The sequence below is a fragment of the uncultured Kocuria sp. genome, from assembly GCF_947500125.1.
Lineage (GTDB): Bacteria > Actinomycetota > Actinomycetes > Actinomycetales > Micrococcaceae > Kocuria.
Genome location: NZ_CANMRA010000012.1, coordinates 1 through 15,134 on the forward strand (window position 1 = coordinate 1; position 15,134 = coordinate 15,134).

Consider the following 15,134-nt stretch of genomic DNA (forward strand, 5'->3'; position numbering starts at 1 on the left):
GAGTAGGACACCGCCGGACCACACCAGAAAGGGTCGAGCCCCCGCACCACACGGTGCGGGGGCTCCCCGCATTTAACCACCCGTTCCGGCGCCGCACCGCCCCCACATGCCACAGGCCCCCACCACCACGGTGAGGGCCTGCTCCCGTGCACGAGGGCGATCAGCCGACGATCTTGCCCGGGTTGAAGTTGCCGCCCGGATCCGCCGCGGCGAACAGGCTGCGCATGAGCTGCACACCCTCGGGGGAGACGTCCTGCTCCATCCAGGGACTGTGCTCCAGCCCCACTCCGTGGTGGTGGGACAGCGTCCCGCCGGCGTCGATGAAGGCCTGCTGGATCGCGCTCTTGATCACGGCGTACTCGCCGTGCGGGTCCGCACCGATCTCGTAGCCGAAGGTGAAGTAGAGGCACGCCCCGGCATGGTACGAGTGGGACATGTGGGACATGATCCACCCGGTCTTGCCCTGCGACGCGAAGGCCCGGTGCGCGGCCTCGTAGACCGCCTGGTGCACGGTGGTGAGCTTGGACCACGGTGCGGCGGTCTCGGAGACGTCGCCGATGGTGTTCTGCTCGAGCAGGAAGTCGCGCAGGTACGGGGTGTCGAACTTCTTCTGGTCATAGAGCGCGCCGGGGCCGGCTCCGAGCACGAGCGCGCCCTGCTTCTTCACGATGCCGGCCACCGTCTTCTTCCGGCGCTCGACCTCCGGCTTGCTGCCCTCGAAGCACACGTAGGCGATGCACATCGCATCGGTGTCCCAGCCGCGGCGCCGCATGAGCTCCCACAGCAGGTCCTGGCCCTTGGCCGTGACCTTCTTCTTCAGGGTGGCGGGGGCCTTCTGGGTGGACAGGGAGAACGCGGTCTCGTGGGCGTCGGAGACCCGGGCGAAGGTGGTGCTGACGCCGGACCGAGCGATCCCGCGCATCGCGGTGAGCGCCTGCTGCCACGTGGGGAACATGTACGCGATGACCTCGCGGTGCTCGGCGATGCGGTGCACGTGCACGTCGAGCTGGGTGATCACGCCCAGCCGGCCCTCGGAGCCGATGATCATCTCCCGCAGGCTCGGACCGGTGGAGGTCGAGGGGAGAGGGCGCAGCACCACGGTGCCGCCGGGGCGGACCACCCGCAGGCCGCGCACGATGTCGGCGATGTCCCCGTACTTGTCGGACTGCATCCCCGAGGACCGCGTGGCGGCCCAGCCGCCGAGGGTCGAGTGCGTGAAGGAGTCCGGGAAGTGTCCCAGCGTCCACCCGCGGGCGTTGAGCTGCTCCTCCATGTCCGGACCCAGCACGCCCGCCTGGATCGTGGCGAGACCGGAGGTCTCGTCGAGGGAGAGCACCTGGTTCATCCGGCCCAGATCCAGTGAAACGATCGTTCGTTCCTCTGCCGCGTCCGGCTGGAGGCTGCGGGAGATGCTCGTGCCGCCCCCGAACGGGATGACCACGAGATCGCGCTCCACCGCCAGCCGCAGCACCTGGGCCACCTCGTCCTCGCTGCCGGGGTACACCACGACGTCGGGTACGCGCGCGAACTCGCCCGCCCGGGTGAGCAGCAGCTCGGTGACGGACTTGCCGGCCCAGTGCACGATCCGCAGCTCGTCATCGAGCGTCAGGTGCTCGGCGCCGGTGATGGCGGCCAGTGCCTCCAGGAGGGAGTCCTCGGCCCGGGAGGCGGGGACGCGCACCGTGGAGAAGTCCATGGTGTCGCGCTGCCGGGGCCGCAGGTCCACGTCCAGGGCGTTCTTGACGAACGGGGCGAAGGCGGGCTTGTTCGCGTACTCGAAGTGCACGCCTTCCTCGCCCCACCCCCACCACTTCATGTGCTTCACGTGTGCCATCTGCGCAGTACTCTCCTGGTTCTCGGGGGGCTGGTGGTGCTCAGGCGTCGATGCGCGGCCGGTGCTCGGCGTAGAGCGCCCGCACCGAGGCCTCGATGCGGCCGTTGAACGAGGAGGTGGGCTCCTTCTCCCGGGCGACCAAGGGCTCGCCGACGGCCACGACCACGCGGGGCCGACCGCGGCGCGGCCACCGCGTGCCGTGCGGCATGGCCTCGTGCGCCCCGATCAGGGCGACGGGCAGCACCGGCACGCCCACGGCCTTGGCGAGACCGGCGGCGCCGATCTTGAAGGACGCCATCTCGCCCGTGCGGGAGCGCGTCCCCTCGGGAAAGACGAGCAGCGGCACACCCGCCTTCAGCAGCTGCTTGGACAGCCCGCGGTTCGCTCCGGTGCCCGTCCGGTCCACCGGGAACGCGTTGAAGATCAGCTCGGTGAACAGCCGCTTGTGGGGTGCGGTGAAGAAGTAGTCCGCGGCCACCCCGGTCGCCAGGTTCCGGCGCACCCGCGGGGGCACGGAGCCGAGGACGAGGGGCGCGTCGAGGTGGCTGGAGTGGTTGGCCACCACGATGCAGGGACCGTCGAGGGCCTCGGCCGCCGGATGGGTCACGACCGTGCGGCGCACGGTGCGGTAGGCGAGCCCCTGCAGGAACACCCGCTGGGCGATCCGGCGGGCCAGGCGGCGCCGGGGATCCTGGAAGCGCGCGGGATCCAGCTGCGCGGAGGAGGCCGGTGGGGCGGGCGGGGCCGGCTCGGCGGCGGAGGAGGTGCCCCCGCCGTCGATGGACCGCCGGACCGGGACCGGGTCGTGATCCTTGCGGTGCTTCACGAGCCGGCCGTCCGTTCCTTCTGGCGGGCCGAGGCGACCAGCCCCGAGATCCGGCGCACCGCGGAGCGCGGCAGGTGGCGCAGGGCGAAGCCGAGGAGCCGGTAGCGCTTGGTGGGCATCGAGAGCACCTTGCCGCGGGCGACGTCGTCGAGCGCCTCCTCGACCACTCGCTCGGGGCTGAGCCACATGAAGGAGGGGATGGAGGACCCGCTGATGCCAGCGCGCTCGTGGAACTCCGTGCGCACCCAGCCGGGCAGCAGGGCGGTGACGTGGACCCCCGTCCCGTGGAGCTCCACGGCCAGGGCCTCGGTGAACGCGGTCGTGTAGGCCTTGATCGCCGAGTACGAGCCCATCGTGACCAGTCCGGCGGTGGAGGAGACGTTGATGATCCAGCCGGAGCCGCGTGCCGTCATCGCCCGGGCCGCCGCCGAGGAGAGGACCAGCACGGCCCGGCACATGACCTCGAACGCGCGGTCGTGGGCGCCGGTGTCCGGGTCGGCGAAGCGGGTCTTCACGGAGAACCCGGCGTTGTTCACGAGCACGTCCACGGGGTGCTCGGGATCCTCGACCCGGGCGGCGACGCGGTCCACGTCGGCGCGGTCGGAGAGGTCCGCGGCCAGCACCTCGACCGGCACGCCGTGCTCCGAGCGCAGCCTGGACGCCGTCTGCTCGAGGCGGTCCGCATCGCGGGCCACCAGGACGAGTGCATTTCCCCGGCGGGCCAGAGCCTCGGCGAACGCGGCGCCGATGCCGGACGTCCCCCCGGTCACGAGAGCGGTAAGCATGAGATCTAGGCTACACTACGGTAGCCGTAGCGCAGTCGGGTGCGGTCCGCTCGAGGGGCGCCGTCGTCGCCCGCCGGGCGGGGTCCGCCCGCAGCCCCCCGCCCGCTCCGCACCGGCCGCGGACCAGCACACCACCGGAGGAACACCGTTGACCGAGACCCCCACCACGCGCGTCCTGCTGACGGGAGCCACCGGCTTCCTCGGACAGGCGGTGCTCGAACGGCTGCTGTCCGCCCACGAGGGGGTGCACGTCACCGTCGTCGTCCGGCCGAAGGGCAGCATCAGCGGTGAGCAGCGACTGCGGCAGCTGCTGCGCAAACCGGCCTTCCGCACCTGGCGGGAGGCGGTGGGCGAGGACGAGGCCAAGCGGGTCTTCGCGGAGCGCACCGCCGTGCTCGAGGGGGACCTCTCCGCCCTCGCGGGCATCACGGAACCGTTCGACGTGGTGATCCACTCCGCCTCGACCGTGTCCTTCGACCCGCCCATTCACGAGGCCTTCAGCACGAACGTCGGCGGCGCCACCGGTCTCTACGACGCGCTCCTGGCCTCCGGACAGGACCCGCACGTCATCCACGTCTCCACCTGCTACGTCGGCGGGATCGCCAAGGGCCTGCGTCCAGAGGCGCCCGTGGACCACGACGTCGACTGGGCCGCCGAGTTCGAGGCCGCCCAGCGGGCGCGCGACGAGGCCGAGATGGCCTCCCGCACCCCGGAGCGGCTGCAGGCCATCATCGACGACGCCACGGCGGACCACGGTAAGGAGGGCCCCAAGTCGGTGGCCCGCGCCGCGGAGACCGCGCGCGAGGAGTGGGTCCGCACCCGCCTCGTCGAGTACGGGCGGACCCGGGCCCAGTCCCTCGGCTGGACCGACATCTACACCTTCACGAAGGCCCTGGGCGAGCGCGTCGCCGAGCAGAAGTGGGCGGGCGGCGGACACCGTCTCTCCGTGGTCCGTCCCTCCATCATCGAGTCCGCGCTGCGCCACCCGTACCCCGGCTGGATCGACGGCTACAAGGTGGCCGATCCCCTGATCATGGCCTACGCGAAGGGCGCCCTGCCGGAGTTCCCGGGGCTTCCGGACTCCGTGCTCGACGTCATCCCCGTCGACTTCGTGGTCAACGCGATCGTGGCGCTGGCCACGGAGGGGCACCGCGCCCCGTCGGGCGCGGTCACCCCGGACGGGCAGGCGGACCCCGCCCCCGCGTACTACCAGGTCTGCTCGGGCGCCTCGAACCCGCTCCCGTTCCACCAGATGTACGAGAACGTCCGGTCCTTCTTCCTCGCCCACCCCCTCGAGGACGCCGACGGCAAGCCCATCCGCGTGCCCGAGTGGAAGTTCCCCGCCAACAACGCCGTGGAGCGCTCGCTGGCGGTCAAGGAGAGGCTCTCCGCGGTGGGTGGCCGGCTCACCTCGGCGCTGCCCGCGACCTCCCGCACCCGCGAGTGGGCCAACTCCCTGCACCGCATGCAGTCCGGTCTCGGTTCCCTGCGCACGTACGTGGACCTGTACCAGTCCTACACGCGGACCGAGATGATCTTCGACGACGCCAGCACCCGGCAGCTCAACGACTCGCTGCCCGCCGGTACGCCCGAGGACCGGACCTTCGACGTCCGGTCGATCGACTGGGCCGACTACTGGAAGAACGTGCACCTGCCGGCCCTGACCACGATGACCAAGGCCTACGGCCGGCTCCAGGCGGCCTCCAAGCGGCGAAACGCGACCAGGCGGGGTCTCAGCGAGGGCACGGACGTGCTCGCGGTCTTCGACCTCGAGGGCACCGTCCTGGACTCCACGGTCATCCGCCAGTACCTGCAGCTGCGCCGCCGGACGCTCCACCTCGCGAAGTGGCCCGCCGAGGTCGCCGACCTCGTCTCGAGCGCCCCGACCTACCTGAAGGCCGAGAGGCGGGACCGCGGGGAGTTCATCCGGGCGTTCATGCGCCGCTACCAGGGCGTGCCCGCCGAGACCGTGCGGGAGCAGGTGGCCGGTCCGCTCGGCCAGGACATGCGGCGCCTCCTGCGCCCCGGGGCCCTGACCCGGATCGAGGAGCACCGCGCCGCGGGGCACCGGACGGTACTGGTCACCGGGTCCATCGACCTGCTCGTGGAGCCGATCGCCCACCTCTTCGACGAGGTCGTGGCGGGCCGGATGGACGAGCGCGACGGCGTGATGACCGGCTACCTCGCCACGCCGCCCCTGGTCGACGAGGCGCGGGCCCAGTGGCTCAAGAAGTACGCGGAGCAGGGCGGCTACGACCTCTCCCGCTCCTACGGCTACGGGGACTCCCACGCGGACGCCAGCTGGCTGCTGCTCATGGGCCACCCCTACACGGTCAATCCCGACCTGCCTCTCTCCCGGCTGGCCCGGAAGAACCACTGGCCCATCGAGGACTGGAAGACCGCCTGACCGCCGGGGGCGGCGGACGGCGAGCAGGAGGGGCACCGATGGGCGACGACGACCGGACCGATCCGCGGACCGTCACCACCGACAAGAAGATCACCGCGACGGCACTCGCCCTCCTCCGGGAGGGCGGGCCGCACCGGGTGAGCATCGAGGCGGTCTCGGCGGCCTCCGGCGTGGCCAAGACGTCGATCTACCGCCGCTACGCCAACAGCCTGGAGATGCTCGAGGGGGCCCTCCAGGACGCCGTGGCCACGTACTCGCCGCAGCGCCCGAGCGCCCCGGCCGGCTGGGACGAGGGTCTCGCCGAGGCGCTGGACTTCCTGCTGCACGACATGGGCATCGGCGTGGCGGTCTCGCTGCTGAGCGACCCGGACTCGGAGACGTCCCGGATCCTGCGGACGCACCTGGTCCGGCCGCGCGTGGAGCGGCTCAAGGAGATCCTCGCCGCGGAGACGGCGGCGGGACGGCTGAGCCCGGACCTGGACGTCGACGTCGTCCTCGACTTCGTGCTGGGCTCCGCCTACTCCCACGTGGCCCGGTACGGGAGCCTGGACGAGGACTGGCCCCGGCGGGTGCACCGGACCCTGACCGGCGTGCTCGAGGCGCACCGACCCTGACCGGCGCGGAGCGCCCCCCGGCTCAGAAGACCTCCCGCTCGTCGGGGCGCTGGGCCAGCTCCGAGGCCACGTAGTCCTCGACCGCCGTCTGCGTCGCCACGTCCTTGCCGGCGCGCTCGGAGAGGAACCACCGGTGCTCGAGCACCTCGTGCACGATCTCGGCGGGCTCGAGCTTGCGGCGCATCGGTGGAGTGACCGCCTCCATGATCGGGGAGAAGACCTCGCGCATCCACAGCTGGGCCACGAGCTCCTCGGGCAGACCCGGATAGAGGTCCTGTCCGAGCTGGGCGATGTCGGTGAGCAGCCGGCGCGCCTGGTTCTCGTGGGCGCTGAGACCCGTGAGCCGCTGCAGGCGACGGGTGTGGTGGCCGGGCTCCACGACCTGGGGGCGCAGCCGGATCCGGCCGTCGACCGTGTCCATGGAGGCCTCCTCGACGTCGAAGCCGAGCTCGTTGAGGCGGCGCACCCGCTCCACCACGCGCCAGCGCTCGTCCATGCTGAAGGACTCCTCGACCGTCAGCTCGCGCCACAGGAACTCGTAGGTGGCGACGAGCCGGTCGGAGACGTCGAAGGGGTCCACCAGGTCCGCGATGTCGTGCCCCTCCTCGACAGCACCGGCGAGCAGGTCCATGATCTCCCCGGCCACGTTCGTGCGGGCCAGCTCGATGTCGTAGCCCCGCTGGCCGCGCGTGAGCTGCGGATGGATCTCGCCTGTCTCCGCGTCCACCAGGTAGGCGGCGAACGCGCCGGCGTCCCGGCGGAACAGCGTGTTGGAGAGCGAGACGTCGCCCCAGTAGAAGCCGGAGAGGTGCAGCTGCACGATCAGCGAGGCGAGCGCGTCCACGAGCCGCTCGACCGTGGCGGCGCTGGGACCGGCCGAGAAGATGGCCCGGTAGGGGAGGGAGAAGCTCAGGTGGTCCGTCACCAGGGCCGCCGGCAGGAGCTCTCCCTCGGGGGTGTACCGGTCCGTGACCACGGAGTCCGGCACCACGGAGGGGATGCCCATGCGCTGGAGCCGGCGCAGGGTGGCGTACTCGTGCCGGGCGTAGTGGGGAACGGTCTCCTTGACGGCGACGACCTTCCCGCCGGCGTGGGCGAAGCGCACGACGTGCCGGGAGATCCCGCGGGGCAGAGCGGCGAGGACGTCCTCCGGCCACTGCTCGAGGGGCGTGTCCCACGGCAGCTCGAGCAGTACCGGGTCCGGGAAGGCCGTCTGGATGGACACGCTCCCGGACCGTCCGCCGCGGGCGGAGTCGTTCTGGGGCGCGAGGGGGAAGCGGGGGTCGAGGGAACCCTTCATAACGGGCCATGCTAGCAACCGGGGCGGTCCTGGTCCCGCCGCGGGCCCTCCCGCGCTCGATCCCCGTGGTGGTTAGGGTGGTGAGGGTGTCGATCGAACAGCGCATCCACGCGCACTACGCCGGGCTCTCGCCCCAGGAGCAGCGCGCCGCCGACCTGATCCTGGACCACCTGGACGACCTCGCCCTGTACAGCTCGGCGGAGCTGGCGCAGATGAGCGGCGTCTCCCGCGCCACCCTCTCCCGGTTGTACCGGCACCTGGGCTTCGAGTCCTTCACCGACCTCCGGGAGACGGCCCGGACCCTGCGACAGCAGGGCGTGCCCCTGGGGGCCGACGCCGACCCGGAGCTGAGCCAGCACCTGGAGCAGGAGCTCAAGAACCTGCGCAAGGTCCTGGACCCGGCGGGGGAGGACCGCCCCGCCCAGGCAGTGCGCGCGCTGGCGGACGCGGGGACGGTGATGCTCATCGGTCTGCGCAACAGCTACCCGGTCGCGCTGCACCTGAAGCAGCAGCTCCAGCAGGCACGGGACCGGGTACGGCTCGCGCCGCTGCCCGGACAGACCCTCGGCGAGGAGCTCGTGGACCTCGGCGAGGGCGACGTCATCGTGCTGCTGGGCTTCCGGCGGCGTCCCCGTGGGTTCGAGCGCCTGGTGGAGGTCTGCGTGGCCACGGGGGCGCGGACCGTCCTCGTCGCGGACAGCACGGCCCGTCGCCACGCGTCGGCCGTGGACCTGTGGATCGAGTGCCCCCTCGACGGTGTCGGGCCGTTCGACTCCTACGCGGCGGCCATGAGTCTCGTGTCGGTGCTCGCCGACGGAGTGCTCGCCGCGGCAGGTCCGGAGGGACGACGACGGGTGGGCCGCGCCGCCGAGCTCTACGAGGAACTCGAGGAGCTGGACCTGCGCTGAGACGGGCCGTGGTCGTGGGCGCCCGGTGCGCCGCAAGGGTCCGTCGGCTAGGATTCGTCAGTTGGCTGATCGATCCGGGCCGGGAGCGGTCCGGTCCGTACCGGAAGGAACCCGCCATGCATGATCCCCAGGCGCTCGCCCAGGCCGAGACGCATCTCATCCACGTGCTCGAGCACTCCGATCCGCCGCGCGACGCCAGCCGCTACAACGTGACGGCCGCCGCGCAGGCCTATCACGAGCGCACCGGGAACTGGGACGTGCGGGACGCCGACCCCGAGCTCGTCGAGCAGGTGCTCGCCGACCACCCCGCCCGCGACTGACCCGGCTCCGGACGCGCCACGGCGCCCTCCCCGATGAGGGGAGGGCGCCGTGGCGCAGGTGCGGTGCGCGCGCTGTCGCCGCCTCGCCGATCCGCTGATCCGTCGGCCTGTCGGCCTGTCGACCCGTCGGTCCGCGGGTCAGTCGGGGAGGCGGTTGCCGGTGGCGGTGTCGAAGAGGTGGACGTGCTCCAGGTTCGGGGCGACCCAGATCGTGGTCCCGGCCCGCGGTGGGGTGCGGCCCTCGGCCCGCACGATGATCTCGTGGGCGCCGGCGGCGTCCTCCTCCACGGTCCCGGTCGGGTCGACCTGGACGATGGTGTTCGCGGCGGTGACCGGGGCGAGGTGGCCGTAGACGAACGCGTCGGCGCCGAGCTCCTCGACCACGTCGGCCTCGATCGGCAGCCCCTGTCCTTCGGCGGCCGGGTGCAGGTCCTCCGGGCGGATCCCGACGGTCACGTGGGTCCCGGTCAGGTGCGCCTGCTGCTCACGGGTGAGTTCCAGGGACATCGTGCCGAAGGTGGCCGACCCGCCCGTGACGGGCACGCGGAAGAGGTTCATCGCCGGGGACCCGATGAACCCGGCCACGAACTCCGTAGCGGGCCGGTCGTAGAGCGCCCGCGGGGTGTCGACCTGCATCAGGTGCCCGTCCTTGAGCACCGCGACCCGGTCGCCCATGGTCATGGCCTCGACCTGGTCGTGGGTCACGTACACCGTCGTCACGCCGAGCCGGCGGGTCAGCGACGCGATCTGGGTGCGGGTCTGGACACGCAGCTTCGCGTCCAGGTTGGACAGCGGCTCGTCCATCAGGAACACCTGCGGGGAGCGCACGATCGCCCTCCCCATGGCCACGCGCTGGCGCTGCCCGCCGGACAGCGCCTTGGGCTTGCGGTCCAGGTAGTCGGACAGGTCCAGGATCTTCGCGGCCTCCTCCACCCGGCGGCGGCGCTCCTCGGGGGAGATCTTGGCGATCTTCAGGGCGAAGCCCATGTTCTCGGCCACGGTCATGTGCGGGTACAGGGCGTAGTTCTGGAAGACCATCGCGATGTCCCGGTCCCGGGAGGGGACATCGGTGACGTCGCGGTCCCCGATGTAGATGTTCCCGCCGGTGACCTCCTCGAGCCCGGCGAGCATCCGCAGGGTGGTGGACTTCCCGCACCCAGAAGGCCCAACGAGGACGAGGAACTCCCCGTCGGCGATCTCCAGGTTCAGGTCGGTGACCGAGGGCCGCTCGGCCCCCGGGTACTGACAGGTCACATTGGCGTAGCGCACAGAAGACATGGTTCACAGCCTCTTTCCCGGCAGGCACGTGCCGGACGATCCGAAGGAGAAGAGCTGTCCCCATCACGTGATGGGGACCACAGTGATCCTAATCACCTTCCGGGCGCCGGTGTCGGCGGCTCGCCGTCGTCGAACGTCCTCGTCGTCCGAGTTCACTGCTGCGCGTCCCGCCGCAGCCCGGCCAGCCGGGTCAGGGCCGCGGCCAGCTCCTCCGCCGAGGCGACGCGGTGCGTGGCCACGGTCTCCCCCGTGCCCACCTTGATCCCGAGATCGGCGGGACCGAGCTCGCGCATGGCGTTCTCGTCCGTCACGTCGTCGCCGGCGAACAGGGTGACGTCCGCGCCGGTGGCCTGCATGAACGCCGTGATCCCCTCACCCTTCGTCGCGGAGTGCACCGAGGACTCGACCACGTGCTGGCCGGGGGTGATCTTCAGTCCCTCGAGCTGTTCGAACTGCTCGATCATCTCCTGCTCGGCCCGGGCGCACCGGGACTGATCCGCCATCGTGCGGGTGTGGAAGGCGGCCCCCGTGGGCTTGAGCTCCAGCTTGGACCCTGGATACCGGGTCACCTGCGCCTCCACGAGGGCGGTGGCCTGCGCCAGCAGCTCCTCCTGGGCGGGGGAGAGCTGCAGCTCGGTGTCTGCCGCCGCGTCCCCCAGAGCGTCGAGGAGCAGCTCCGCCCCGTGCGAGCCGGACAGGAGCATCCGGCCGGCCGGGTCCACCACGGAGCGCAGGAACCGCATGGGCCGGCCGGAGATGACGGCCACGTACGTGCGGTCCAGCTCGAGCAGCGCCTCGAGCGCGGACTGGGCCTCCGGCAGGGCACGGCTGTCGTCCGGGTCGTCCGTGAACGGGGCCAGGGTGCCGTCGAAGTCCAGGGCGACCAGCAGGGTCTCGGCCTCGGCGGCCCGGGGGAGGGCCTCCTCGAGTGCCGGGCGGATGTCCTCGTGCGGCTCCATCACTGCTCCTCCTCGCCGGTCGTTCCCGGGCGGGTGCGGGCGAGGTCCCGCAGGAACGCCTCCGACCAGTCGTTGACGTCATTGCCCAGGACCTGCCGGCGCATCGAGCGCATCCGCTTCTTCGCCTCGGCCGCGGGCATGTCCTTGGCTCGCAGCATCGCGTCCTTGAGCCCGTCGATGTCGTGGGGGTTGACCAGCAGCGCCTGTTTGAGCTGTTCGGCGGCGCCCGTGAACTCCGAGAGGACCAGGGTCCCGGACCCGTCCGTCTTGGCCGCGACGTACTCCTTCGCCACCAGGTTCATGCCGTCCCGGAGGGAGGTCACCAGCATGACGTCCGTCGCCAGGTACAGCGCCACCATCTCCTCGAACGGATAGCCGTGGTGCAGATAGCGGATCGCGGTGTGCGAGATGGTGTCGTGCTGGCCGTTGAGGTGGCCCACGAGGCCTTCCACGTCCTCCCGCAGCTGGACGTAGGACTCCACGCGTTCCCGTGAGGGATTGGCCACCTGCACCAGCACCGACGGCCCCACCGTCAGCCTGCCGTCCTCCAGCAGCTCCCCGTAGGCCTTGATGCGGTGCAGGATGCCCTTGGTGTAGTCCAGGCGGTCGACGCCCAGGAACACGGTCTCGGGGTCGCCGAGCTCGTGCCGGATCTCCCGGGCCCGCTCCTTGACCTCCGGCCGCGAGGCCAGCTCCTGGATCGCCTCCGCGTCGATGGAGATCGGGTAGGCCTGCGCGTGCACGGTCCACGCGGCGTCCTCCGTGCCGAACCGCGCCGCCCCGTTCTTGAACGGCACGTCCAGGAACCGCCGCACGCAGCGCTGGAAGTTCTGGGCGTCACCGGGGCGCTGGAAGCCGATGAGGTCCGCCCCGGAGAGGCCGTCGAGGACGGCGCGCCGCCAGGGCAGCTGCGCGAAGATCTCCAGGGGCGGGAACGGGATGTGGTTGAAGAAGCCGATCGTGAGGTCCGGCCGCAGCTCCCGCAGCATCTTGGGGACCAGCTGCAGCTGGTAGTCCTGCACCCACACCGTGGCGTGCTCGGCGGCGACCTCGGCGGTCCGCTCCGCGAAGCGGCGGTTGACCCGGCGGTAGGAGTTCCACCACGTGCGGTGGAACTCCGGTGGGGCGATGACGTCGTGGTAGAGGGGCCAGAGCGACGCGTTGGAGAAGCCCTCGTAGTAGGCCTCCACCTCCTCGGCGGACAGCGGCACCGGTGCGAGGTGGAAGACGTCGTGGTCGAAGCGCTCGAGCGTCTCGTCGGCGGCCCCGTGCCAGCCCACCCAGGCGCCGGCGTTGCGGGCCATGACGGGGGACAGCGCGGCCACGAGGCCGCCGGGGGAGCGGCGCCAGGACGACTCCCCGTGCTCCACGACGCGCTCCACCGGCAACCGGTTGGAGACCACGACGAAGTCGTAGCCGGCCTCGTGGGGCACATCGGTCCGGGGCTCCGACACCTGCTCCAGATCGGCCGAGGAGGCGGTGGTGGTCTGCTCTGCACTCACGAGGGGTCCTTCCGGTAGGTCGTCGTCGTCCTGCCCACAGTCTATTCATCAGTGTGCTCACGGTTCCGCCTGATGATCTCCTGAGTCGGCGGGCCGGGAGGGGGTCCGATAATCTGGGCGACGACACGTCCCCATCCGCCCCCGAGGATCTTTCGAAGAGGACCCATGGCATCCAGCAGCAGCACGACCCCCGACCCCCGGAACCGCGACGCCGCCCGAGAGCGGGCGCGGCAGGTCGCCGACCAGCACGCGCGGCAGGACAAGCGCTCCCGCCGGATCCTGCAGCTGGGCATCCTCGCCCTGGTCCTCGTCATCGTCGCGGTGATCGGCATCGTCGTGGCGCAGAACCGTGCCCAGCAGATCCCCGAGGCCGGGCCCGTTCCCGCCAGCGCCAACCAGTGGGGCGGTACGGTGCTGACGGCCGACGGGATCCGCACCGGCGAGTCCGAGGTCCAGGAGCGTGACCTCGGCGAGGTCCCCGAGGCGCCGGAGACCCCGGACGAGTCCGCCGTCCCGATGGGCGTCGAGGCCTCGGGCGACGACGAGCCCGTGCAGGTCGTGATCTTCCAGGACTTCGAGTGCGTGCACTGCGCCGACTTCGAGGCCGAGAACGCCGACGCGCTCGAGGAGGCCGTGACCTCCGGTGACATCACCCTCGAGTACCGCAACCTGAACTTCCTCGACCGCTCGACGCCGACGCAGTACTCCTCCCGGGCCGCGGCCGCTGCCTACGAGGTGGGCAACCAGGTCTCCTCCGAGCAGTACCTGGCCTTCGTCGAGGAGGTCTTCTCGCACCAGGGCACCGGTGGGCTCGACGACGAGCAGCTCGTGGAGATCGCCTCCACGCACGGCGCCGACATCGCGAGCGCGCTCGAGGAGAACACGTGGCGGCCGATGGTGAACGTGGTCTCGCAGGAGTCCCTCGCCAACGGCGTCTCCGGCACCCCGACTGTCTTCGTCGACGGCGAGCGGCTCGGCAACGAGCCCTTCCAGGACGCCCTCGACGCGGCAGTGGAGGCCAAGGAGTAGGGTCCTCGCTCCCGTACAGCGCGACGGCGCCGCGTCCTCTTTCGAAGGGTGCGGCGCCGTCGCGCTGTACGGGCCCTTCCGGCGTTCGGGGGATTTCGGGGTCCCCCGGCGCGTCCGATATCCTGAGGGACCGTCCGTTCGGGCCGCATCCTGCGGAAGCCCGAGGGCGGCCTCGCCTCCTTAGCTCAGCTGGCCAGAGCACCTGTCTTGTAAACAGGGGGTCACCGGTTCGAATCCGGTAGGGGGCTCCACCGGCCCGGGACTGTGCGCTCGCGACCACATGTGACGTCACATGTTGCGCTGAGGTCTCAGCATGAGATATAAGCCTGCTGATGTCCGCGCGGCCACAACATGCGCCGCAGCTCCGGTGGGACCCGTCCACCGAAGGTGCGCTCGGGAACGGCGCCGCCGGAATCCGCGCCAGCACTGGGATCCGGAACTCCGGCCGCGATGCCGGCCGTGGACCCGGCGAGGCGGGGACCACGCCGGCGAGGGTCCGGGCGAGACATGCCGCTCCGGGGGTGCGACGAGACAGAACCGTGATGGCGATCGCCCTGGTCGGAGTCTTGAACCGTGACTCAGGACACTCCTACGGTGTTCATACCTATCTCATAGGCGAGACCTCTTGCCCAGGTCTCGGAACATCTCAATCGCATGACGATCCCCATGTCATGCCCTGTCCACAGGAGCACCTCATGAGCACTCTGCGGAAGACCCTCGTCGGCGCGGCCATGGCCGCCGCCCTCGTGGGAGGAACGGTTGCCACCCCGGCGGTCGCGGGGTCCGACAATCGTAACTACGAGCAGGATGATGGCAAAGACAAACGCGAGAACAAGCATCGCGATCGTGGAGACCGCGGAGATCGTGGAGACCGCGGAGACCACGACGACGGGCGGAAGGGCGACCGCCATCGCGACGGCGACGACGATCGGGGCCGGGACGACAAATACGACCAGGATCGTGACTGGGACCGCAACGACAGGGACCGTGACCGCGACCGCCGCGACAAGGACCACGACGACCGAGATCGCCGCGACAAGGGCGGCTACGACCGCGACCACGACCGCAACGACAGGGACCGCGACCACCGCCACGACAAGGACGACGACAAGAAGTACGACGACCACGATCACGAGGATCACTGGTGGTACTGCGAAGAGCACCAGAAGTGGCACTTCTACGACGACGACAACAAGCGGAGCAGGGACCACCACGAGGACATGAAGGACGAGGGTGATCACCGGCACGAGAAGAGCGGCAAGCACTGAGCCGCTGAGCCCGCGTCCTGACGTGCACGAGCCGCCGGCGACCACCGGTCGCGGCAGCCGCCCGTAGGACCGGACCCCGCGCGAGGGAACGAGCGCTCCGTCCC

At 71.1% G+C, this 15,134-nt stretch carries 13 protein-coding genes and 1 tRNA gene; 7 read left to right on the forward strand and 7 right to left on the reverse strand.

Annotated features, from left to right (window positions below):
* Positions 1 to 160: 160 nt before the first annotated feature.
* The 3 genes from Q0817_RS09660 to Q0817_RS09670 are packed head-to-tail and all read right to left on the reverse strand — an operon-like array spanning position 161 to position 3,445.
* Positions 161 to 1,834: an FAD-binding oxidoreductase gene (locus Q0817_RS09660; RefSeq protein WP_298586387.1), complete on the reverse strand. Its 1,674-nt coding sequence runs from the start codon at positions 1,832 to 1,834 to the stop codon at positions 161 to 163.
* A 40-nt stretch (positions 1,835 to 1,874) separates the two neighbouring features.
* Positions 1,875 to 2,660: a 1-acyl-sn-glycerol-3-phosphate acyltransferase gene (locus Q0817_RS09665; protein WP_298586390.1), complete on the reverse strand. Its 786-nt coding sequence runs from the start codon at positions 2,658 to 2,660 to the stop codon at positions 1,875 to 1,877.
* Positions 2,657 to 3,445, reverse strand: a complete 789-nt coding sequence (locus Q0817_RS09670; protein WP_298586392.1) for an SDR family oxidoreductase — start codon at positions 3,443 to 3,445, stop codon at positions 2,657 to 2,659. The genes Q0817_RS09665 and Q0817_RS09670 overlap by 4 nt, the downstream gene beginning before the upstream one ends.
* A gap of 148 nt (positions 3,446 to 3,593) precedes the next feature.
* Between Q0817_RS09670 and Q0817_RS09675 the strand changes: the two genes are divergently transcribed.
* A complete protein-coding gene (locus Q0817_RS09675; RefSeq protein WP_298586395.1) occupies positions 3,594 to 5,852 on the forward strand; it encodes an HAD-IB family hydrolase in 2,259 nt (752 codons plus the stop codon).
* A 38-nt stretch (positions 5,853 to 5,890) separates the two neighbouring features.
* Positions 5,891 to 6,466: a TetR/AcrR family transcriptional regulator gene (locus tag Q0817_RS09680; RefSeq protein ID WP_298586398.1), complete on the forward strand. Its 576-nt coding sequence runs from the start codon at positions 5,891 to 5,893 to the stop codon at positions 6,464 to 6,466.
* Between the two features lie 22 nt (positions 6,467 to 6,488).
* Here the strand turns inward: Q0817_RS09680 and Q0817_RS09685 are convergent, their stop codons facing one another.
* Positions 6,489 to 7,766: a DUF4032 domain-containing protein gene (locus tag Q0817_RS09685; protein WP_298586401.1), complete on the reverse strand. Its 1,278-nt coding sequence runs from the start codon at positions 7,764 to 7,766 to the stop codon at positions 6,489 to 6,491.
* An 86-nt stretch (positions 7,767 to 7,852) separates the two neighbouring features.
* Here Q0817_RS09685 and Q0817_RS09690 point away from each other — a divergent pair, with 86 nt between their 5' ends.
* Together Q0817_RS09690 and Q0817_RS09695 are read left to right on the forward strand one after the other, a co-directional pair.
* Entirely contained in the window at positions 7,853 to 8,674 is an 822-nt protein-coding gene (locus Q0817_RS09690) for a MurR/RpiR family transcriptional regulator (protein WP_298586404.1), read from the forward strand.
* A gap of 116 nt (positions 8,675 to 8,790) precedes the next feature.
* A complete protein-coding gene (locus Q0817_RS09695; protein ID WP_298586407.1) occupies positions 8,791 to 8,994 on the forward strand; it encodes a hypothetical protein in 204 nt (67 codons plus the stop codon).
* Between the two features lie 138 nt (positions 8,995 to 9,132).
* Here the strand turns inward: Q0817_RS09695 and ugpC are convergent, their stop codons facing one another.
* From ugpC to Q0817_RS09710, 3 genes are all read right to left on the reverse strand, one after another.
* On the reverse strand, positions 9,133 to 10,272 hold the full coding sequence (gene ugpC, locus Q0817_RS09700; RefSeq protein WP_298586410.1) for an ABC transporter ATP-binding protein: 1,140 nt from the start codon (positions 10,270 to 10,272) through the stop codon (positions 9,133 to 9,135).
* Positions 10,273 to 10,424: 152 nt separating this feature from the next.
* A complete protein-coding gene (gene otsB / locus Q0817_RS09705; protein ID WP_298586413.1) occupies positions 10,425 to 11,231 on the reverse strand; it encodes a trehalose-phosphatase in 807 nt (268 codons plus the stop codon).
* Positions 11,231 to 12,685, reverse strand: coding sequence for a trehalose-6-phosphate synthase (locus Q0817_RS09710; RefSeq protein WP_298586685.1), 1,455 nt, complete (start codon positions 12,683 to 12,685; stop codon positions 11,231 to 11,233). Before Q0817_RS09710 ends, otsB begins: the two co-directional genes overlap by 1 nt.
* 213 nt (positions 12,686 to 12,898) lie before the next feature.
* Here Q0817_RS09710 and Q0817_RS09715 point away from each other — a divergent pair, with 213 nt between their 5' ends.
* From Q0817_RS09715 to Q0817_RS09725, 3 genes are all read left to right on the forward strand, one after another.
* Positions 12,899 to 13,762, forward strand: coding sequence for a DsbA family protein (locus tag Q0817_RS09715; protein WP_298586416.1), 864 nt, complete (start codon positions 12,899 to 12,901; stop codon positions 13,760 to 13,762).
* A 174-nt stretch (positions 13,763 to 13,936) separates the two neighbouring features.
* Positions 13,937 to 14,013: transfer RNA gene (locus Q0817_RS09720), tRNA-Thr, on the forward strand.
* A 444-nt stretch (positions 14,014 to 14,457) separates the two neighbouring features.
* Positions 14,458 to 15,030 (forward strand): hypothetical protein, encoded by a 573-nt coding sequence (locus tag Q0817_RS09725; protein WP_298586419.1) that lies wholly within the window; start codon positions 14,458 to 14,460, stop codon positions 15,028 to 15,030.
* The last annotated feature ends 104 nt before the right edge of the window (positions 15,031 to 15,134 follow it).